The organism is Flavonifractor sp. An4, from assembly GCF_002161755.1.
Classification (GTDB): domain Bacteria; phylum Bacillota; class Clostridia; order Oscillospirales; family Oscillospiraceae; genus Flavonifractor; species Flavonifractor avicola.
The window spans coordinates 18,618-39,891 of the sequence record NZ_NFIL01000020.1; the positions used below are offsets into that span (position 1 = coordinate 18,618).

Sequence of the window (21,274 nt, forward strand, 5' to 3'; positions counted from 1 at the left end):
GGCTTAACCTTCAAAACAACGACAACTGCTCCGGTTCTTTTCCCGCCAGGGCGGGCTTCTCCAGAGCCACCAGGTGGCGGAGCACCCCGTCTGGGTTCACCCTTAACCCCTCCAGCATCTTTCCCGAGCAGGTGATGAAATACTGGGCCCGTTTCAGCACCACCCCCAGGGTTTTCAGGCCCGAGAAGGTGAGGGGCCCCACCCGCCGGGCGGTGAGAATCCGTTTGGCGGACACCACCCCGATGCCGGGCACCCGCAGCAGGGTCTCATAGTCGGCCCGGTTCACCTCCACCGGGAACTGCTCCATATGCCCCAGAGCCCAGGCGCACTTGGGGTCCACCCGGGTGTCGAAGTTGGGGTGGGCCTCATCCAGCAGCTCCTCCGCCCGGAAGTGATAGAACCGCAGCAGCCAGTCGGCCTGGTACAGCCGGTGCTCCCGCAGCAGGGGCGGCTTGAAGTCCTGCCGGGCAGGGAGGAGGGAACTGTCGGACACCGGCATATAGGCGGAGAAAAACACCCGTTTCAGCTTGTACTGGTCATATAATGCCTGGGTCAGGGTCAAAATGTGCTTATCACTCTCAGGAGTGGCCCCAATGATCATCTGGGTGGACTGGCCCGCCGGGGCAAAGCGGGGGGCGTGCTTATACTTCACCAGCTCCCCCCTGGCCTGAGTGATGCCGTCCCGGATCTGGGCCATGGGGGCCAGAATGGCCTTTTTCTCCTTGTCCGGGCACAGTTTATGGAGGCTGTCCTCGCTGGGCAGCTCAATATTCACCGAAAGCCGGTCGGCCAGCTGGCCCAGCCGCTGGGTAAGGAGCGGGTCGGCCCCGGGGATGGCCTTGGCGTGGATATAGCCATGAAAGCCGTACTCCTGCCGCAGGAGGGTGAGGGCGGATATCATCTCCTCGGTGGTGCGGTCGGGGCTGACCCACACCGCGGAGGAGAGAAACAGGCCCTCAATATAGTTGCGCCGGTAGAATCCGGTGGTCAGCTCCGCCAGCTCCCGGGGGGTGAAGGCCGTCCGGGGCAGGTCGTTGGACCGGCGGTTGATGCAGTAGGCGCAGTCGTAGATGCAGCGGTTGGTGTACAGTACCTTCAAAAGGGAGATACACCGGCCGTCGGCAGAGAAGGAGTGGCAGCACCCGGCGGCCATAGTGCTCCCCATGCCTTTGCCGCCCCGCCGGTCCACCCCGCTGGAGGTGCAGGCAGCGTCATACTTGGCCGCGTCCGCCAGAATGGTCAGCTTGTCCATCAGATCCACCGTACTCCCCCCTTTGGCCCCATTATATATCGAACAAACGTACCAGTCAAGAGGGGAGTTCTGGAACTTTTGTTCCCCATTCCGTCCTGCAATCCTCATTGCTTTTTCCTATTACAAGGTGTATAATTGCATAGATTAACCTTTCATAGGACCGAAAACTTTTACTTTCATCCGCTGTTAAGGAGGATCTGTTATGCACTATACCTTTGCGCAGTATCAGGAGAGCGCCGACTACATCCGCAGCAAGATCGGCACCTTTGCCCCCAAGGTGGCCATGATCCTGGGCTCCGGCCTGGGCTACATGGGGGATATTGTAGAGAACGCCGTGGCCGTGCCCTACGGGGAGATCCCCCACTTCAAGGCCTCCACCGCCCCCGGCCACAAGGGCCGCCTGGTGTTCGGCACCCTGGAGGGCCAGAGCGTGGCCGTCATGCAGGGCCGGATGCACCACTATGAGGGCTACTCCTATGAGGAGGTGGCCTACGCCGTCCGGGTGCTCAAGCTGCTGGGCTGCGACACCCTCATTGTCACCAACGCCGCCGGCTGCGTCAACACCAGCTGGAAGGCGGGCGACCTGATGCTCATCACCGACCAGATCAAGATCTTCATGGAGTCCCCCCTGCGGGGCGAGAACCTGCCCGAGTTCGGCGTCCGCTTCCCCGACGCCTCCCACCTGTACACCCCCGCCCTCCAGGATGTGGCCCGGAAGGCCGCCGGGGAGCTGGGCATTGCGCTGAAGGAAGGCGTGTATATGTACTTCCCCGGCCCCCAGTACGAGACCCCCGCCGAGGTGCGCTTCGCCCGCATCGCCGGGGCCGACGCGGTGGGTATGTCCACCGCCCCCGAGGTCATCGTGGCAGGCCACTGCGGGATGCAGGTGCTGGGCTTCACCCTGCTCTCCAACATGGCCGCCGGCATCCTGGATCAGCCCCTCTCCGAGGAGGAGGTGCTGGAGGCCGCCGAGGCCTGCAAGGACAAGTTCTCCCGGCTGGTACTGGCCTGCCTGAAGCAGATCGGGTAAGACGGAGCTTCCCCCAGTCAGGGGAAGGTCTTGTATCACAAATAAAGGAGATCAACAGTTTATGTCCATTCTCATTCACAACTGCACCGCCGTGCTGATGGACGAGGCGGGCACCGTCCTGCCCGGCGCCTATGTGGCGGTGGAGGGGACCAGGATCGTCTCCGTGGGCACCGTCCGCCCTCAGGGGACCTTTGACCAGGAGATCGACGGCAAGGGCAACGTACTCATGCCCGGCTTTGTCAACGCCCACACCCATGTGCCTATGACCGCCATGCGGGGCTACGGCGACGGCAACAACCTGCAGGACTGGCTGAACAACTACATCTTCCCGGTGGAGGCCCGCTGGGACGACCGGGCCGTCCGGTCCTGCACCGCCCTGGGTCTGGCGGAGATGATCGCCTCCGGCGTCACCACCATCGCGGATATGTATATGCACACCGACATCATCGCCCAGGAGGCTGCCTCCGCCGGTATCAGCGCCAACCTGTGCTGCGGCGGCGTGCTCTTCGGGGACACCTTCGATCCCGCCACCCACGGCGACTGTGTGGCCCAGCGGGAGCTCACCGAAAAATGGCACAACTACAACGACGGCCAGATCCGCATCGACGCCTCCATCCACGGGGAGTACACCTCCCATAAGGAGCTGTGGCAGTGGATGGCCGGCTATGCCCGGGAGCACGGCCTGGGGATGCACGTCCACATCTCCGAGACCCGCGCCGAGCATGAGGCCTGCATCGCCCGCCACGGCAAGACCCCCATCCAGACCCTGGACGAGTACGGCGTGTGGGACACCCGGGCCATTGCCGCCCACTGCGTGTGGACCACCCCGGAGGACTGGGCCATTATGGCCGAGAAGGGGATCTCCGCCATCCACAACCCCATCTCCAACCTGAAGCTGGGCAGCGGCATCGCCCCGGTGCCCGCCATGAAGAAGGCGGGGGTCAACGTGTGCCTGGGCACCGACGGCGTGTCCTCCAACAACTGCACCGACTTCTTCAGCGACCTGAAGTTTGCCGCCATCCTCCACAACGGGGCTAACTGCGATCCCCTGGCCCTGCTGCCTCTGGACGCTCTGAAGATGGCCACCCGGGACGGCGGCGTGGCTCTGGGCCGCCAGACCGGCGTCATCCAGGCCGGGTATGAGGCCGACCTGATCCTGGTGGACTTCTCCCACCTGAACCTGACCCCCTGCCACAGCGTCATCTCCAACCTGGCCTACGCCGCCCACGGCTCCGATGTGTGCATGAATATGGCCCGGGGCAAGGTCATATACAAGGATGGGGACTTTTTGACCATCGACCTGGAGCGGGTACGACGGGAAGTGGCGGACTACGCCCTGCCCCTGCTGTTCCAGAACAACTAAGGGGGACTACCGTTGTCAAACCAGCAGAAAAAAAATACCTTCTACGGCGCGGCGGCCTTTTTGGCCATGACCACCATCATCGTCAAGGTCATCGGCGCCATCTACAAGATCCCGCTGACCGCCCTGCTGCCTGACGAGGCCTACGGCGACTTTAACGCTGCCTACAACATCTATACCTTCTTCCTCACCATCTCCACCGCGGGCCTGCCTGTGGCCCTGTCCAAGACGGTAAGCGAGTGCAATACCCTGGGCCGCCAGAACCAGAAGGCCAAGGTGTTCCAGGTGGCCTTCTTCGCCTTCCTGTTCATGGGCCTGTTCAGCTTCGTGTGTATGTCGGTGTTCTCTCCCATTGTGGCCAAGTATGTGCTGCAGAATGAGAAGGCCGTCTTTGCCGTGCTGGCCCTGTCCCCGTCGGTGCTGTGCACCTGCATCTGCTCCGCCTTCCGGGGCTACGCCCAGGGCCACATGAACATGGTGCCCACCGGCATCTCCCAGGTCATTGAGGCCGTGTCCAAGATGTTCCTGGGCCTGGCGCTGGCCTTCCTCATCCTCAACTCCGCCATCCCCGACGAGGATCTGAAGAGCCGCCTGTCCGCCTCCGGCGCCCTGCTGGGCGTGTCCATCGGCTCCATTTTGTCGGTGGCCTTCCTGGCCTTTAACCACATCCGCACCAACAGGCGGGAACGGATTACCTCCAACGACACCCCCGACACCTCCAAACAGATCCTGTCCCGGCTGCTCAAGCTGGCCATCCCCATCACCCTCAGCTCCTGCACCCTGACCATCGTCAACCTCATCGACACCGGCCTGGTGCAGAGCCAGCTGCAGACCGTGTTTACCGCCATTCAGGACGGCCTCACCGGCATCTCCAACAGCGTGCTGGACATCTTCCCCAAGGCCGTGGCCATCTTCCAGGAAAACCTGGCCGCCTTCCAGGCCGAGGTGCTCACCAATCCGGACACCCAGCTCAACCCCGTTCTGGACTCCGCCCGGGAGCTGTACGGCGTGTACAGCAAAACCATGAGCATCTACAACCTGCCCTTCAACCTGATGGTACCGCTGACCGCCTGCATCGTGCCCGGCGTGTCCGCCTGCATCGCCCGGCGGGACCGGCGGGGCGCCCAGCGCACCACCGAGTCCGCCATGCGCATCTCCGCTCTCATCGCCCTGCCCTGCGGCTTCGGCCTGTTCGCCCTGGGCACCCCCATCATCCAGCTGCTCACCGTGGGCAACGTGGATGAGACCATTGCCGGACCCCTGCTGTCCATCCTGGGCATCGCCGCCCTCTTCGTGTGCATCCAGGTGGTGGCTTCCGCCATCCTCCAGGCCAACGGCATTGTCAACCTGCCCATCATCACCATGGTGATCGGCGGCGTGGCCAAGGTCATCGTCAGCTACACCCTGGTGGGCAACCCCAAGTTCATGATCTTCGGCGCCCCCATCGGCACTCTGACCTGCTTCGTGATCGTGTCGGTGCTCAACCTCATCGTCATCAAGCGCATGGTGCCCAATCCCCCCCGGCTCATTCCCGTCTTTGTCAAGCCCCTCATCGCCTCGGTCGTTATGGCTGCAGCTGCCTGGGGCTGCCAGGGCCTGCTGGCCCGGTACTTCTCCGGCTCCTTTATCAAGAACGCCATCGCCACCGGCGGCGGCATCCTGGCCGGCGCGGTGGTGTACGTCATCCTCATCGTGGTGCTGAAGGTGCTGTCCAAGGAGGATCTGGAAATGATGCCCAAGGGGGACAAGATCGCGAAACTCTTGCGGATTCGCTGACTTTTTTGGAAAAAGAGGTTGCAGGAGGCCTTGAAATATGGTAGATTTTCAGTATAAGGATTTCTATGACGTTCGGGACCTGGAGGAGATCGTCCGCATCCTCCGCGCCCCCGGCGGCTGCCCCTGGGACGCGGAACAGACTCATGAGTCTATCCGCCGCAACTTCCTGGAGGAGGCCTATGAGGCCGTGGAGGCCATCGACGAGCAGAACCCCGACCACCTGAAGGAGGAGCTGGGGGACGTGCTGCTCCAGGTGCTTTTCCACGCCCGCATGGAGCAGGAGGCCGGCCGGTTCAATCTGGACGATGTGGCCGACGGCGTGTGCAAAAAGCTCATCTACCGCCACCCCCATGTGTTTGGGGATGTGAGCGTATCGGGCACCGGTGAGGTACTCACCAACTGGGAGGAGCTCAAGCGCAAGGAAAAGGGCCAGGCCACCAACACCGACGCCCTGGACGCCGTGGCCCGCTCTCTGCCCGCCCTGTGGCGGGCCGAGAAGGTGCAGAAGAAGGCCAAAAAGGCGGGCTTCGACTGGCCGGATATCTCCGGCGCTCTGGACAAGCTGTCCGAGGAGCTGGAGGAGCTGAAAACCGCCGTGGCTGAGGGCACCAACGTGGAGGAGGAGCTGGGCGACCTGCTCTTCTCCGCCGTCAACGTCTCCCGCTTTTTGAAGGTGGACCCGGAGGTGGCGCTGGGCAAGGCCACCGACAAGTTCATCGGCCGGTTTGCCAAGGTGGAGGAACAGGCCGCCGCCCAGAATCAGTCCATGGAGGGCATGACTCTGGAAGAACTGGACAAGCTATGGGAACACGCCAAAGAAACTTAAAGGCGCACCGCCTTAAGTAAATATCAAGTATAACAGAGCAAACAGGAGGAACGCACCAAATGAACAAGGCTGAACTGATCAATGCGGCCGCCGAGAAGGCCGGCCTGTCCAAGAAGGATACCGAGGCCGTGCTCAACGCCGCCATCGAGGTTATCTCCCAGTGCCTGGCCGAGGGCGATAAGGTCCAGCTGGTGGGCTTTGGCGCCTTTGAGGTGAAGTGCCGTGCCGAGCGCACCGGCCGCAACCCCAAGACCAAGGAGAGCATCAAGATCCCCGCCTCCAAGGTGCCCGTGTTTAAGCCCGGCAAGGCCCTGAAGGACGTCGTGGCTCAGTAATCTGACCTGATAAAAAGTGCCAGTCCGGAAGGACTGGCACTTTTGTAATATTACGTTTTTTTATAACAAGGAGGACTCAATATGCGCCTGGATAAATGGCTCAAGGTCTCCCGGCTCATCAAGCGCCGGACGGTGGCCAACGAGGCCTGCGACAACCAGCGGGTCACCGCCAACGGCCGGCCGGTAAAGGCCAGCTACGACGTGAAGGTAGGCGACGTGCTGGAGCTGCGCTTCGGCGAGCGCACCGTGAAAGTGGAGGTGCTGTCGGTGGCCGAGCACGTGGGCAAGGCCGACGCCCCCGCCCTGTACAAGGAGCTGCTCAGCTGAGGGGCTCCTCCAGCAGCCCCGCCAGCAGCAGGGCGTAATCCGCCAGCCCCGCCAGCGGCGCCCGCTCGTCCACCGAGTGGGCGTCCATGATATCCGGTCCCGTGGAGGCCATCACCAGTCCCGGCGCTTTCGCCCGGAACACCGAGGGCTCCAGCCCCACATGGACCATATTGATTTCCAGCCCCCGCCCGGTCTGGGCCCGGTACACCCGGTCCAGCACCTGGGCCAGGGGGTTGTTTTTATCTCCCGGCCAGCCTGGATAGCCGGTGACGGTGAGGGAGAAGCCGGCCTCTTCCGCCAACCGGCAGTTGTCCGCCGCCATGGCTCCCTCGTCCTCCTGCCGGGCAGCCCGGAGGAAGAGGCGGACGGCGAAGGTATTTTCCTCCCGCCGGGCCACGCCCAGATTGACCGAGGCCCCCACCACGCCGGGGAACTGGGGGTCCATGGCGTACACACCGTGGCGCAGGGCGGTGAGCAGGTCCAGCACTTCCCGGCGGAAATCTGCCGTCCACACCGTCTCGGGCCGGGAGGCGGGGGACAGGTCCAGTTTCAGGTTGGGATCGGTGGCCCGGAAGGGGAGAAGGGCCTCCTCCAGCGCTCCCAGGTCGGGCTTTTGGCCCACCACCACAACCTCTGCCGCCGCGGGGATGGCGTTGAAAGCGGAGCCGCCGGTGAAATCTGCCACCGCCAGGGCGGGCCGGTCCTTCAAATAAGCGGCCAGCACCTTGATAGGGTTGATGCGGCCCAGGTGGATGTCGTCGCCGGAGTGGCCGCCGGTGCCGCCGGTGAGAGAAATGCGCCAAGCCTCACCCCCTGGAGCGGGGCAGGTATCCAGAGCCCGGGTCCAGCACTCCCGCCGGCCTCCGGCGGAGCCCACAATGGCTCTGCCCAGGTGGAAGCCGTCGGTGTTGAGCAAAAAGGCCGCCCCCGCCAGCCAGGCCGGGTCCACCATCTTGGCCCCCTCCAGGCCCATCTCCTCGCCTACGGTGAAGAGGAAGCGCAGGGGGCCGTGACTTATCCCCCGGCTCACCACCCACAGGGCGGCGGCATTGCCCAGGTTGTTGTCCGCCCCCAGGGAGGAGCGGCGGTCGGTACACAGATATCCGTCCTGTTCCAGAATGGTCACCGGATCGGTGAGGGGATCGAACCCGCTGCCGGGAGCCACGGCGCACACCATGTCCATGTGGCCCTGGAGGATGAGCAGAGGCTCCCCCTCCCGGCCGGGGGTGGCGGGGCAGTCCGCCATCACGTTGCCCGCCTCATCCCGGACGGGGGAGAGGCCCAGGCCCCGGAGAAACTCCATGTAGTCCTGACCCACTGCCTCCTCGTGGTGAGAGGGGTGGGGATGGCGGGACAGGGTGCGGAAGGTAGTAATCACCCCGGCGGTGATGTCCGCCCGGGAACCGAGACGATCAGATAATGTCATATGCGTTCTCCCTTTTTCTCTGGCGTGTTTTCTTCATTGTACCACATTCCCCCAAAGGGGGCATCTTTTCCTTGACAAAATCTCCTCCGCCGGTATAATAATGTCTATTGAATAAACCGTAAATCGGTTTATTCGCGCGGCGATAGCCGCGCAATTCCATAAAAACGGCTTAAGAAAGCCGCTTTTATGGAATTCAGCCATTGTTACAATGCGTATTTCCGCTGGTGCGTCTCAACGCATCAGCGGAAGGTGCAAGGTTTTTGAAATATTTTGTCCAAAAACCTTGCACCTGAACAAAGCCAAGGCTTTGTTCAATACGCATTATAATAGTGCATTAAGGTGTCATGACACCTGTAATGACTTTTTGACAGAGGAACTGGTTATGGGACAGATTTCGGCATTTCTCAAAAAGAAAAACATTGTGATTTCCGCCAAGCGGTACGGCGTGGACGCCCTGGGAGCCATGGCTCAGGGTCTGTTCTGCTCCCTGCTCATCGGTACCATCCTGGACACCCTGGGCAAACAGCTGGGGCTGGCCTTCCTGGTGGAGGTGGGCGGTTACTGCTCGGCCATGAGCGGCGCGGCCATGGCGGTGGCCATTGGCTACGCCCTCCAGTCGCCCCCCCTGGTGCTCTTCTCCCTGGCCACGGTGGGCTATGCCGCCAACGCCCTGGGCTCCACCACCCTGGACGGCGGTAAGGGAGCCGGCGGACCTCTGGCGGTGCTCTTCATCGCCGTCATTGCCGCCGAGCTGGGCAAGGTGGTCAGCAAAGAGACCAAGATCGATCTGCTGGTCACCCCTCTGGTGACCATTCTCTCCGGCGTGGGACTGTCCGCCCTGTGGGCCCCCGCCATCGGTACGGCGGCCTCCGCCCTGGGTGACTTCGTCAAGTGGGCCACCGTCCTCCAGCCCTTCTGGATGGGCATTCTGGTATCGGTGGTCATCGGCATCGCCCTCACCCTGCCCATCTCGTCGGCGGCCATCTGCGCCGCCATCGGCCTCACCGGACTGGCGGGCGGCGCCGCGGTGGCGGGCTGCTGCGCCAACATGGTGGGCTTCGCCGTGCTCTCCTTCCGGGAGAACCGCTGGGGCGGCCTGGTGAGTCAGGGCCTGGGCACCTCCATGCTCCAAATGGGCAACATCGTGAAAAATCCGAAAATCTGGCTGCCTGCCATTCTCACCTCCGCCATTACCGGGCCTCTGGCCACCTGTGTCTTTGGATTCCAGATGAACGACCCGGCCTCCGGCGTGGCCTCCGGCATGGGCACCTGCGGCATGGTGGGCCCCATCGGGGTATACACCGGCTGGGTCAACGACGTGGCCACCGGGGCCAAGGCCGCCATCACCGCCTTCGACTGGACGGGAATGATCCTGATCTGCTTTGTGCTCCCCGCCGTCCTTACCTGGCTGTTCGGCCTGTTCTTCCGCAGGATCGGCTGGATCAAAGAGGGAGATCTGAAGCTGGATTGATCTACACCATATATAGCAACCCGGCGCGGCAAATTGCCGCGCCGGGTTTTTCTGCCTTTTGACAGATTAGGCCGGTCTGTGTTGTTATAAGGGTGAAAGGAGGGAGGGCCATGGAGGAACAGCGGGCCCGGGAGCTGGTGGACCGCTATGCCGACGCCATCATTCGCCTGGGCTACACCTGGCTGGGGGACCTGGACGACGCCAAGGACATCTGTCAGGAGGTGCTGCTTAAGCTGCTGGCCGACGGGCGCACCTTCCCTGACCGGGGACAGGAGCGGGCCTGGGTGGTGCGGGTGGCCATCAACCAGTGCAAGAACTGGAAAAAGAGCGCCTGGTTCCGCCGCCGGGCGCCGCTGGAGGAGGGGCTCCACCTGAGCGTGGAGGCTCCGGAGCCGGAGGACGGCTCCCTGCTGGAGCAGGTCAACCGCCTGCCCCCCAAATACCGGCAGGTGCTCTACCTGCGGTACTATGAGGACTACGAGGTACACGAGATCGCCGCCCTGCTGGGCCAGAGTCCCGCCCTGGTGAGCACCCACCTGGCCCGGGCCAAGGCCAAGCTACGGCAGCAGCTGGGAGGGAACTGCTATGATGGATGAACGCTATCGGGACGAACTGGACCAGATCAGGCTGACGAAGGAGAGCAGGGAGGAACTGGCCCGGGCTCTGGCAGCCCGGCAGGAACAGCCCGCCCAAAGACCCCGCCGCCGGTGGAGCCGCACCGCCGTGGCGGCCGCCGTGCTTGCGGCGGTGCTGGTGGGCTCGGTGGGTGCGGCGGTGGTGGTGCCGCCGGTGGTGCGCAGTTACTTCGGCGACAGCGCCGGATACCGGCAGAGCGCCATGAAGTTGGGGGAGTCCATCACCAAAAACGGCTGGACCATGACTCTCACCGACTGCATGGCTGACGACTATACCATCTACCTGGGGGTCACCCTCACCGCCCCGGAGGGGACGGTGCTGGACTGGGAAAATGGGTATTTCTTTGACGAATGGGGTTCCCCCACCTTCCCGGAGCTGGAGTACGGCAGCGCGGGAACCTACACCCAACTGGAGGACGACGATCCTACGGACAACCAGATCCGCTTTTTGCTCACCAGCTACTACGCCTCCTATGAAGAATCCCTGCACGGTCAGCTCATGGAGGTCACGCTGGGCAAGCTCTTTCACTATGCCGGCTGGAACGGTAACGAATATTCCTATGAGGAGATCTACGACTGCGACGAGACCTGGACCTTCCGCACCACCCTGAACTACCCGGACCACATCATCCGGCTGGAGCCCAATGTCTCCGTCCACACCCTGGACGTGGACGCCACCATTACGGAAGTGGTGGTATCTCCCCTCAGTGTGTATGTGCATATCGAGGGGGAGGCCCTCAAGGGTCACCACAGCTGGGTCCCCAAAAACGCCCCCGACGGCTGGTATGGCTGTGTGGAGTACCAGGACATCACCCTCTACACCAAGGACGGCACCGCCATTCCTATGATGGACGACCAAGCCTGTAGTGGGTGCAGCGGCGGCACAGACCCCACGGAGGACGGCTGGATTCATCTGGTCCGCCGCCCCGACACCCCCCTGGACGTGGAAAACCTGGCCTCCATCTCAGTCTGCGGGGTGGAGATCCCCCTGGCGTAAAGCCCGGCAATACTCCATAAAGACGCTTCCTGGTTTCAGGAAGCGTCTTTATATTTGCACTCCTATTTGAAGGGGGGGCTCCACTACACCGGAAAGAACAGACAATGCTTGGGCATAACAGATCAGCCGAGCCAGGGGAACTCCGTGAGAGAGCATTTGCCCGGATGGATAGGCCAGTTCATCCAGGGCGGCACTTTTCCCGTCCAGGATACCTCTGTGCTGCTCAAAAAGCCTTCGGACAGTCCTGTAATAGTCACAGTCTCCCTCCGGCAAATCCATCTGTAAAACGCCGGATACCGCCTCCCATGCCCCCAGATGGGCCTCAAATTGGGCCAGCCTGCTTTCATAAGCAGCATACCTTTTTTTATCTTCCCGCAGATAAAGCAGGTATGTTTTGGTATTCTTCAACTGCACTGAGGTCCGAAGCAGATCTGTCCGCTGTACTTGGGAAAGGGGCAGCGTCTGCTCCATCAGCGGGCACAGCCGCTCCTGCAGCTCCTTCAGACTGTCTTCCACCAGGATGCCGTAATCCGGCGCAAAGAGCACCACATTCAGGCCATATCCGATCAGTACGCCCAGCAGCACATAAACCGGCCGCATCAGTGGATAGAGTTCATAGCCGGGGGTCATGAGGATCACCAGATAGCCGGGCATCAGCATGGTGATATCTGCAATGTTCAGACGCAATTTTCGGTTGATGGCCGCTGTGATAAGAAGGGACAATGTCATAGGCAGAGCCAGCCGCTGGGAGTCGTGCAGCCAGGGAACCCACCGAAACCACAGATAGAGAGGATAGGCCACAGCCACGCCAATAACCTGCGCCAGCATCCGCTTTCGTATGTAGGTGCTGGTCCTGCTTACGGTGGAGCCATGGGGAATGGTCATGATGGCGCTGACGCTGATGCTGGCAGTGGCCTGAAAACCCAGGGCCCACACCAGAAAGAAGCCGATATAGGAGGCCAGGGCCAGTTTGGTTAATGTTACCCTGTCCTTCAAAAGAAACAGATTATTTTTTCGTTTCCATCTTTTCAGCATCTGCTGGCCCTCCTTTCTGCACAACGGGATGGATGAAAAGAAGTCCCGGCACAGCGGTACAAAATGCACCTTCCCCCGGGCACATGACCATGCACCCGGGGGAAGGTGCAAAGACCATTGGATCTCCGCTTTTTGCAGCCACACCTTACGGAACCGGAACCGATGTTGGGATGCTCTCCCAAGTGGATTTACGGGAAAATGCAAGTCGGCGGCAGACTGAAGACAGGCCGCAAGATACCGGCAGCTTGCTGATACATGGGTTCTGACATTGCGTAGAAGTGTCTGTGGGCGTTCCGGCGCTACAGCAGTGCGTTAAGCTGCTCTTCCGCGTCTCTCACCATCTCCTCGATAATCTCTTTGGCAGAGAGGATGGAGTGGATGCGTCCGACGCACTGTCCCACCGGGAAAGACCCGCTTTGGACGTCTCCACTTTCATAGCACTGCCGCTGTCGGCGGCCGTTGACAATGTAAAGCACATCCTGCAAAGTGGGATTTCCGTGGGCCTCAAGTTCATAAAGCGTGGTACACGCCTGATTTTTCCAGACTCGGCAGGCATTTTTAATGGTCTTTTGTACCAGGAAAGTGTCTTTTTCCGTGGCCTGGAGCATCACATTTTTGAAGTTTTCATGCAGAGGACACTCTTTACAAGCCAAAAAGCGGGTACCCATAATCACGCCGCTGGCCCCCAAGGCCCGGGCAGCCAGATAGCTCTTTCCATCGCAAATACCGCCGCCCGCCAGAACGGGGAGCTTGACCGCAGCCACAATACTGGGCAGGAGCACAAAGGTACCCACATAGTCCATGCCGGGATGTCCGCCGGCCTCAAAGCCGATCATACTGATAGCGTCCACGCCGGCAGCCTCCGCTTTGAGGGCGTGCTTTACCGAGGCTACTTTATGGATGACCTTACACCCGGCCCGGTGCAGCGCGGGCACGTAGTCCGCCGGCGATCTGCCTGAGGTCTCGATGACCGGTACCTGCTGCTGAATCGCCACCTCCATAAATTCATCGGTGCGATCTCCGGCCGCCAGATGGGGAAGCATGGATATATTGAGTGCAAATGGACGGTCGGTCAGCTGCCTGGTCCGTTGGATCAACGCAATCAACTCCTGCCGGTTCTCGGAAAGAGAGGCGTTTATGGTACCAAGCCCTCCTGCGTTGGAGACTGCCGCGGCCAGAGACGGGGTCGCCAGCCACTGCATCCCTCCTTGCATGATGGGATACTGAATTTGAAGCAGGTCACAGAGCGCAGAGGCTTTCATCATAAGTTCTCCTTTCCGTTCCGGAATGTAGCATCTTAAAATCCATAGAGCAGCGGTACGGCAAATATGGTGACAATCACTGCGATGATGTTAAAAAGTCCGCCTACTTTCACATAGTCCGAGAAACGGTAGCCGCCAATCAGCACCATGGTCATGGGCGGCGTTCCGATGGGCGTTGCAAAGGCCAGATTGCTGGCAATAATAATTCCGATCACAAAGGTAATGGGATCAGCGCCCATTTTCAGCGCCACATCAATGCCCAGAGGGGCCAATACCGCCACTGTGGCCGTGTTGGACATCACATTGCTCAACAGGGCAGTCAGCAGAATGATCATTCCAAAGACCAACAGAACATTTCCGCCATTCTGGCCGAAGCTGTTGACCAGCGCATCGCCGATCAGGTTAACCGCGCCGCTCTCTTCCATGCCGTTGGCAAATCCGATGGACCCGCCCAGCACAATGATGGTAGACCAGTCCATGGTCTCAAACACCCGCTTTTGGGAAATGCAGCCGGTCAGAATACAGGCACAGGCACCCAACAGAGAAATAATGCCAAAGCTAAGGACACCCGAAATAAAGCCAATGACGCAGCCAACCAAAATCAGGCCGGAAACAGCCTGCTTCCAGGTGCTTTGCGAAACTTTCTGCTGAGTCGTGCTGGTATTGGGAACCTCAGGGAAATTGAAGCACCGCTCCTGAAGCCCGTAGCCAACCGTGAGGAAGTAAATGAACATAACAATGGCAATGAGGATACCAATCTTGGTCAGTTCAAAAAAGGTCAGTCCCCGCAGGCCATCAGTTTCCAGCAGGATCTCCTGCGCCACCATCTGGGGCGTGGAGCCGGACTGGGTACAGAAACCGCCTACCACCGACGCAATACCCATGGCCATATAGCAGTTCTTCTTTTTGATCTTCCCGTTGGAGCTCTGGGCAATGGAGGCCACCAGAGGCAGGAACATGGCTACGGCGGCGGTATTGCTGACAAAGGCGGACAACACGGTAATAATGATCATTACAATGAGAAGCAGCCGCTTTTCCTTGCCGCCGATGATAGGCAGATTCAGGATGGAAGCGCCCAGCTTTTCTGCCAGACCTGTCTCAAAAATGGCATTGCCAATGATGATCACCCCAGCCACCATCATAACCGTATCAGAACCGAAAGCTGAGATGGCGTCGGCAGGTTCAATGATGCCAAAAACCACCATTGCCAGAGCCCCCAACATGGCAGTCAGAGGCAGGGGTATCACCTGTACGGCAAAAGAGATGATAACCAGCACAGTAATGATCAGCGCTATGACCAGCTGGGGCATAACATTACCTCCTCAGGTATACTTGGCTGGGGCACCCAACGGTTTGAATTACGGATTCCACTTCTTCTGCAGTTGATCGATCTCGTCCTTCGTCATGCCCAGCCGCTCCAGTACACTGTAGTTGCAGTTGCCCAGCGCGGGAGAGGGTTTGGAAACGCCGGGCGTTTTGGAAAAGGTGACGTTGACGTTGCGGGTCAGCCAGGAACGGAGGGTGGTGATATCCTCCGGTAGGTCCACCTGGGTCAGCCACTCATTCTCCAGTACATGGGGATCTGTGCTGACCTCTTTCATGTTGCTGACCTTGCAGCTGGGGATCTCTGCCTCTTCCAGGGCCTTCAGCGCCTGATCCGTGGTCTCAAATCCCCCAAGCCACTCCTCGATCATATTCCGGTGTACCAGGCGGTGATCAATACGCTCCTGCTCGGTCAGTCCCGCCAGCTCCTCATGGCCCAGCAGGCCGGCCAGCCGGGCCCAGACATCGTCCCGTTCCACACAGATAATAAGGTAGCGTCCGTCCGGTCCCTTGAACTGACCGTACGGGGCGTGGTAGGGGTGATCGTTGCCGGAGCGGGTCTTGTACTGGCCGATGTTGTAGTCCAGCACCGTGTCGTTGTTGAACAACAGGTTCTGGAGCAGAGAGGCGTCGATCATCTGTCCCTCGCCGGTTCTCATATGGTGGAACCAGGCGGTCACCAGGGCGGAATAGGCATTCAGTCCGGCCCAGTAGTCGCCCAGAGTCATGCCGCTTTTCATGGGTGCGCCATCGGCCTCGCCGTTTAGATCCATCTGGCCGGACATGGCCTGGGCAATCAGATCATAGCCGGGCCGCTTGGAGTAGGGCCCCACAAGCCCGTAGGCAGACACAGAGCAATAGATGATGTCCGGCTTTATGGCGGCAAAGCTCTCATAGTCCATGCCGAACTTTTTCATGATACCGGGGCGGTAGCTCTCCACCACGATATCGCACTCCCGGACCAGCTGTTCGACAATACGCTTTCCGTCCGGATCGCCAAGATCGATGGTAATGGACTGTTTTCCCCGGTTGCACCAGAAATGGATAAAGCCCTGGCCATCCATCATGGGGGGAAAGCTGCGGTTATCGTCGCCCCGCACCGGGCGTTCCACTTTGATTACGGAAGCGCCGTAGTCGGCCAGCATGGCGGTGGCCACCGGCCCGGCCACATTGGTGGTGAAGTCCAAGACTCTCAGTCCCGAAAGCAGGTCTTGCATCGTTTTTCCTCCTTTACACATCGCGTCATGGGATGACAGTCATTCCCTCAGCCCCAACTGTGCGGTGACAGCGCTGTCGTGTTCGCCAAGATCGGGCGCCTGTCCGATCTTGCCGGGGGTTTTGGAGAATTTGGCGTTGGTACTGTGGGTCAGATAGGTGGCCTTTCCCTTGGCCTGGAGGCTGGTGGGGGTAGGCGCCTGCACCAGCCAGCCCACCTGGGCATCGGTGTAGTGGGGATCAGAAAAGACCTCCTTGGCGCCATAGACCTGGCAGGAGGGGACGTTGCCCTCTTCCAGCAGCTTGATGGCGTCCTGGATGTTGTCAAAGGTCTTGAGCCAGGTCTCCAGCATCTCCACTACTTCAAAGCGGTTTGCGGTACGCTGGCTTACGGTGGAGTAGCGGGGATCGTCGATATACTCCGGATGGCCGATGATATGGCATAGAGAGCTCCAGATCTTGGCGTTGAGGCCGCAGATGATGACGCTCTGGCCGTTGTTGCCGTAGAACAGGCCGAAGGGGGACAGGGCGGGATGGTGGTTGCCCTCTCTGGTGGTGTAGACATTGACATTGATCCGGTCCACGGCGCTGTTGAGCCAGATCAGGTTGCGCATGGTGGACACGTCGATGGCCTGTCCCTCACCGGTTTTGAGCCGCAGGCAGAGGGCCGCCACAATGGCGGAGTACGCGCTCTGGGAGGCGGCGTAATCGCCCACCGGCGTACCGTGCTTTTCCGGGGGACCGTCCATCTCTCCGGTGATCTCCATGACGCCGGAGAGAGCCTGAGACATCAGATCATTGCCCTCTTTATCCCGGTAGGGGCCTGTCTGACCGAAGGGAGTGACGGAACAGTAGATCAGTCCCGGATTGGCGGCCGAGACCGCATCGTAACCCAGCCCCTTTTGGGCCAGATATCCGGGCTTGAAGTCCTCCACCACCACATCGGCTCCGTTCATCATCTGACCAAGGACAGCAACATCCCGCTCTGTCTCCAGATCCAGGACTACAGACTGCTTTCCCCGGTTGAACCAGCAGTGGACCAGGCTTTCACCCTCCAGAAAAGGCGGCATTTTCCGCAGGGGATCGCCGTCAGGACCCTCCACCTTGACCACAAGGGCACCGTAGTCGGCCAGCATGGCGGCGGCACCCGCTCCGGCCACGGTGGTGGTCAGATCCAGAACCTTGATATCAGATAACATCTGTTTCACATTACACCCTCCTTACTGTCCTGTAAATTCCGGCTTTCGTTTCTCCAGGAAGGCATAGACCGCTTCCTTATAGTCCGGCGTGCGGGAGGTCTCATACATATAATCGGCCTCCCGGAGGTTGAATTGCGCCAGATCACGGTAGAAGAACTCATAGCTCAACCGCTTCTGACGGGCAATGGCCTGGGTGGGCATCCGGGCCAGCTGTTCCGCCAGCGCCAGCGTCTCCGCCTGAAGCTGCTCCTCCGGTACCAGTCCGCTGGCAAGCCCCAGGCGCAGCGCCTCCTGGCCGTCCACCATACTGCCCAGCATCATCAGCTCGCAGGCCTTTGCCGCCCCTACCATGCGTTCCAGGAAATACATACATCCCGTATCGCCGGACAGGCCCATATTGATAAAGGACATCCCCAGCTTGCTCTTGGGGGTCATGATCCGGAAATCACAGGACAGAGCCAGCGCACAGCCTGCGCCCGCCGCCGCGCCATTGACCATGGCAATGACCGGCTTGGGACAGGTACGGACCGCCTGGGTCATTCTGCCGGCCCGAATCACATTTTCCCGCTGAATGAAGGTTCCGCTTTCAATATAACCCCGGAATTTACGGATATCGCCGCCGACGGAAAAGTGCTTTCCCTCACCGGTGATAACGACAACGCGGACTTCCGGATCTCTTCCACAGGCCTCCAGAGCTTCCGCCACCGCAGTATAAGATTCGGAAGCAAGGGCATTGCTGACCTCCGGCCGGTTCAGCGTAATCGTCGCGATGGCTCCGCTGCGGCTAACCCGAAGCAATTCATTGCCCACAGGGTCACTCATAGGAATACCAGCCCTTCCCGGTCTTTTTGCCGTAGTCTCCCCGGAGGAAGCGCTCCTCCAGCGCACGGGGGGGACGGTCGGCCTCGTCGCCCGTCTCCTTATAGTGCCGCTGGCGGTTGTAGTAGTTGATGTCCAGGCCGGTGAGATCCATCAGCCGGAAGGGGCCCATGGGATAATTCAGACCCAGCTCGGCTCCCTTGTCGATATCCTCAAAGGAGGCAATACCGTTCTCCAGCAGGAAGTATCCCTCGTCCTGCACCGCCCGCAGCAGACGGTTCACCACAAAGCCCTCGATCTCCTTGTTGACCACGATATAGGTCTTGCCCACGGCGGACACAAACTCCTTCAGGGTATCGATGGTCTCATCGGCGGTGTGCTCACCCCGGACGATCTCCACCAGCTTCATCCGCATAGCGGGATTGAAGTAGTGCAGGTTGGCCAGCCGGCCGGGATCGGAAAAGAGGGGAGCAAATACGGAGGAGGGGATGTAGCTGGAGTTGGAGGTCACAATGGCGTGGGCGGGCGCGATCTTGCTGACGGTGGTAAACAGCTCCCGCTTGGCCTCCTCCTCCTCAATAATGGCCTCGATCACCAGATCCGCCTGCTTCAGCGCATCCTCCAGAGGCTGATCCACTGTCAGACGGCCCAGCGCCGCCTCCATCTCTTCCTGGGTCATTTTGCCCTTTTCCACCGAGGTGGTCAGGTAGGACTTGGCCCATGCTCCCGCTTTCTCCAGTGCGGCGGGGAAGGAATCGGTCAGTGCCACCTGAAATCCGCTTACAGCCCCGTTCAAGGCGATCTGTCTGCCCATGACGCCGGCGCCGATGACGCACACGTTATGAATTTTTTCCATTCGACATTCTCCTTTATCAATTCGCAGACGGATGCTCAGCAGGCCTCAAATATGGCGGCAGCGCCCATACCGCCGCCGATGCACATACTGACCAGAGCATAGGTGCCGTTCTGACGGTGGAGCTGTGACAGCGCCTTGCTGACCAGGATGCCGCCGGTGGCGCCCAACGGATGGCCCAGCGCGATGGCGCCGCCGTTGATATTGACCTTGGCCATATCCAGATTCAGCGTACGGATGCAGGCGATGGCCTGGGAGGCAAAGGCCTCGTTGAGCTCGATCACATCCATCTCATCGGCGGTATGGCCGGTGAGCTTCATAACCTTTTCAATGGCGGAAATGGGGCCGATACCCATGTAGCAGGGGTCCACGCCGGTGACGGCATAGCCCACATACTTTGCCAGGGGCCGGATGCCCAGAGCCTGGGCCTTTTCCGCCGACATGAGCACCACCATGGAGGCACCGTCGTTGGTGGGGGAGGAGATGGCGGCAGTGACCACGCCGTCAGGCTTGAAGCAGGGCTTCAGCTTGGCCAGAGCCTCCAGGTTGCTGTTGGGACGGATGCACTCGTCCTTGTCAAACACAAACTTGTTGCCCTCGTCGTCCACGGCGTCCACAGGAATGATATCTTCAGCCAAAATACCGGCGTCCTGAGCCTTTGCCGCCTTCTGATGGCTTTCTACGGCAAATTCCTCCATTTCCACCCGGCTGATGCCGTACTGCTCGGTCACGTTTTCCGCCGTGATGCCCATGCTCATGTAGGCGCCGGGCTCATGATCGTCCAGCCACGGGTTGCGGAACTCCGGGTTGCCGATCCCCATGTAGGGGATGTCGGTCATAGATTCCACGCCGCCGGCCACGATCACCTCAGCCTCGCCGCTGCGGATCATATTGGCGCCGGTGGAGATGGCCTGAAGGCTGGAGGCACAGAACCGGTTGACGGTCTGACCGGGTACGCTGTAGGGCAGCTGGGCCCGGAGGGCCACCAGGCGGCCGATGTTGTAGCGCTGGGTCAGCTCCGGCTTGGCGCAGCCCAGAATCACGTCCTCGATGGCTTCCGCAGGCAGCTGAGGCACTTTATCCAGTACGCCCCGCAGCACCTGAGCGCTGTATTCGATGGGATTGGTGTTTTTCAGGGAACCTTTTCCGGCTCTGGCAACTGCGCTGCGGCCGTATGCAACGATGACAACATCTCTCATGATGTTCCTCACTTCCTTTGCTTATGCAGGATAGTTAATGAAAGGTTTTTGGGGGGTAACAATGTAATTGGGTCCGGTTAATGGCCGGAAAATTCAGGGCTGCGCTTTTCCAGGAAGGCGGTCACGCCCTCCATGCGGTCGTCGCTTGCGATGACCAGGCCATAGCTGAGAGTCTCGATCATCATACCGGTATCCTCGTCGGTGGACAGGGCCGCGTTGACCGCCTGCTTGGCCAGACGGACCGCAAAGGGTCCCTTTTGGGCAATGCAACGGGCGGTCTCAAAGGCGGCATCCATCAATTCCTCCGGCGCCACCACCTTGGTGGTCAGGCCCATGGCCAGGGCCTCCTCCGCCTTTACGATGCGTCCTGTCAGGATCATCTCCTTGGCCCGGCCCACGCCTACCAGCTTGGCCAGGCGCTGGGTTCCTCCGCCGGCAGGCAGAATGCCCAGCCCCAGCTCCGGAAGGGCATAGGCCGCCTTTTCCGAGGAAATACGGATGTCGCACGCCATGGCCAGCTCGCAGCCACCGCCGAAGGCGTAACCGTTCACCGCTGCGATCACTGGCAGCTTGCAGGCAGCCAGTTTGCGAAGGGTACGCTGGGCCAGCACTTCCAGCGCAGACACCATGGTGCGTTCTTTCAGGAAGTTGATATCAGCGCCGGCCACAAAGGCCTTCTCACCGGCGCCGGTAATAATGATGCCCTTTAATGTGGGCGTCTGGTCGACCCAGTCCAGAAAGGCAGAGAGCTCCTTCCAGCAGGCCTCGTTCATTGCGTTGCGAACCTGGGGACGATTCACCGTGAATACCGCAATATCATCCGTTACAGTTAATGTAAAATGCTCAAATTCCATAGAAACGTCTCCCGTCTGTTCTAGGATATTGGTTTGCACTTTGCCGGGAATGAGAACGCCTGCCTGCCGGATGGAAGGAA

The 21,274-nt window shown here is 60.4% G+C and carries 20 protein-coding genes; 9 read left to right on the forward strand and 11 right to left on the reverse strand.

What is annotated here, in order from left to right; genetic code table 11:
• Positions 1–10 precede the first annotated feature (10 nt).
• Positions 11–1,261: a putative DNA modification/repair radical SAM protein gene (locus tag B5F94_RS09860; protein WP_087329803.1), complete on the reverse strand. Its 1,251-nt coding sequence runs from the start codon at positions 1,259–1,261 to the stop codon at positions 11–13.
• Positions 1,262–1,454: 193 nt separating this feature from the next.
• On the opposite strand from B5F94_RS09860, the gene B5F94_RS09865 reads away from it, so the two are divergent.
• The 6 genes from B5F94_RS09865 (at position 1,455) to B5F94_RS09890 (ending at position 6,906) form a co-directional block, all read left to right on the forward strand.
• Complete coding sequence (locus tag B5F94_RS09865; RefSeq protein WP_087329805.1) at positions 1,455–2,282, forward strand: purine-nucleoside phosphorylase; 828 nt, start codon at positions 1,455–1,457, stop codon at positions 2,280–2,282.
• A 61-nt stretch (positions 2,283–2,343) separates the two neighbouring features.
• Positions 2,344–3,645, forward strand: a complete 1,302-nt coding sequence (locus B5F94_RS09870; protein ID WP_087329807.1) for an amidohydrolase family protein — start codon at positions 2,344–2,346, stop codon at positions 3,643–3,645.
• A 12-nt stretch (positions 3,646–3,657) separates the two neighbouring features.
• Entirely contained in the window at positions 3,658–5,418 is a 1,761-nt protein-coding gene (locus B5F94_RS09875) for a putative polysaccharide biosynthesis protein (RefSeq protein WP_242965649.1), read from the forward strand.
• Positions 5,419–5,455: 37 nt separating this feature from the next.
• Entirely contained in the window at positions 5,456–6,244 is a 789-nt protein-coding gene (gene mazG / locus B5F94_RS09880; protein ID WP_087329809.1) for a nucleoside triphosphate pyrophosphohydrolase, read from the forward strand.
• Between the two features lie 59 nt (positions 6,245–6,303).
• On the forward strand, positions 6,304–6,579 hold the full coding sequence (locus B5F94_RS09885; protein ID WP_087267743.1) for an HU family DNA-binding protein: 276 nt from the start codon (positions 6,304–6,306) through the stop codon (positions 6,577–6,579).
• An 81-nt stretch (positions 6,580–6,660) separates the two neighbouring features.
• Entirely contained in the window at positions 6,661–6,906 is a 246-nt protein-coding gene (locus B5F94_RS09890; protein ID WP_087267740.1) for an RNA-binding S4 domain-containing protein, read from the forward strand.
• On the opposite strand, the gene B5F94_RS09895 is transcribed toward B5F94_RS09890, so the two are convergent.
• On the reverse strand, positions 6,899–8,332 hold the full coding sequence (locus B5F94_RS09895) for a M20/M25/M40 family metallo-hydrolase (RefSeq protein WP_087329811.1): 1,434 nt from the start codon (positions 8,330–8,332) through the stop codon (positions 6,899–6,901). The genes B5F94_RS09890 and B5F94_RS09895 overlap by 8 nt on opposite strands.
• A gap of 382 nt (positions 8,333–8,714) precedes the next feature.
• Here B5F94_RS09895 and B5F94_RS09900 point away from each other — a divergent pair, with 382 nt between their 5' ends.
• The 3 genes from B5F94_RS09900 to B5F94_RS09910 all read left to right on the forward strand — a co-directional run bounded on the left by B5F94_RS09900 (position 8,715) and on the right by B5F94_RS09910 (position 11,435).
• Entirely contained in the window at positions 8,715–9,803 is a 1,089-nt protein-coding gene (locus B5F94_RS09900) for a PTS transporter subunit IIC (RefSeq protein WP_087329813.1), read from the forward strand.
• Positions 9,804–9,913: 110 nt separating this feature from the next.
• A complete protein-coding gene (locus tag B5F94_RS09905) occupies positions 9,914–10,399 on the forward strand; it encodes an RNA polymerase sigma factor (RefSeq protein ID WP_087329815.1) in 486 nt (161 codons plus the stop codon).
• Positions 10,389–11,435, forward strand: a complete 1,047-nt coding sequence (locus B5F94_RS09910; RefSeq protein ID WP_087329817.1) for a DUF4179 domain-containing protein — start codon at positions 10,389–10,391, stop codon at positions 11,433–11,435. The genes B5F94_RS09905 and B5F94_RS09910 overlap by 11 nt, the downstream gene beginning before the upstream one ends.
• A gap of 48 nt (positions 11,436–11,483) precedes the next feature.
• Here the strand turns inward: B5F94_RS09910 and B5F94_RS09915 are convergent, their stop codons facing one another.
• The 9 genes from B5F94_RS09915 to B5F94_RS09955 form a co-directional block, all read right to left on the reverse strand.
• A complete protein-coding gene (locus tag B5F94_RS09915) occupies positions 11,484–12,470 on the reverse strand; it encodes a hypothetical protein (RefSeq protein WP_087329819.1) in 987 nt (328 codons plus the stop codon).
• A gap of 299 nt (positions 12,471–12,769) precedes the next feature.
• Positions 12,770–13,735, reverse strand: coding sequence for an NAD(P)H-dependent flavin oxidoreductase (locus B5F94_RS09920; protein ID WP_242965650.1), 966 nt, complete (start codon positions 13,733–13,735; stop codon positions 12,770–12,772).
• A gap of 32 nt (positions 13,736–13,767) precedes the next feature.
• On the reverse strand, positions 13,768–15,042 hold the full coding sequence (locus B5F94_RS09925; RefSeq protein ID WP_087329823.1) for an SLC13 family permease: 1,275 nt from the start codon (positions 15,040–15,042) through the stop codon (positions 13,768–13,770).
• A 48-nt stretch (positions 15,043–15,090) separates the two neighbouring features.
• Positions 15,091–16,272, reverse strand: coding sequence for a CaiB/BaiF CoA transferase family protein (locus tag B5F94_RS09930; protein WP_158100275.1), 1,182 nt, complete (start codon positions 16,270–16,272; stop codon positions 15,091–15,093).
• 39 nt (positions 16,273–16,311) lie between these two features.
• Entirely contained in the window at positions 16,312–17,469 is a 1,158-nt protein-coding gene (locus B5F94_RS09935) for a CaiB/BaiF CoA transferase family protein (protein ID WP_242965651.1), read from the reverse strand.
• A gap of 21 nt (positions 17,470–17,490) precedes the next feature.
• Positions 17,491–18,291: an enoyl-CoA hydratase/isomerase family protein gene (locus B5F94_RS09940; protein ID WP_087329829.1), complete on the reverse strand. Its 801-nt coding sequence runs from the start codon at positions 18,289–18,291 to the stop codon at positions 17,491–17,493.
• Positions 18,284–19,144 (reverse strand): 3-hydroxyacyl-CoA dehydrogenase family protein, encoded by an 861-nt coding sequence (locus tag B5F94_RS09945; protein ID WP_087329831.1) that lies wholly within the window; start codon positions 19,142–19,144, stop codon positions 18,284–18,286. Before B5F94_RS09945 ends, B5F94_RS09940 begins: the two co-directional genes overlap by 8 nt.
• A gap of 35 nt (positions 19,145–19,179) precedes the next feature.
• The gene (locus B5F94_RS09950) at positions 19,180–20,340 is read right to left on the reverse strand and encodes a thiolase family protein (RefSeq protein ID WP_087329833.1); all 1,161 of its coding nucleotides are present in this window, start codon (positions 20,338–20,340) and stop codon (positions 19,180–19,182) included.
• Positions 20,341–20,417: 77 nt separating this feature from the next.
• Positions 20,418–21,194: an enoyl-CoA hydratase-related protein gene (locus tag B5F94_RS09955; RefSeq protein ID WP_087329835.1), complete on the reverse strand. Its 777-nt coding sequence runs from the start codon at positions 21,192–21,194 to the stop codon at positions 20,418–20,420.
• Positions 21,195–21,274 lie beyond the last annotated feature (80 nt).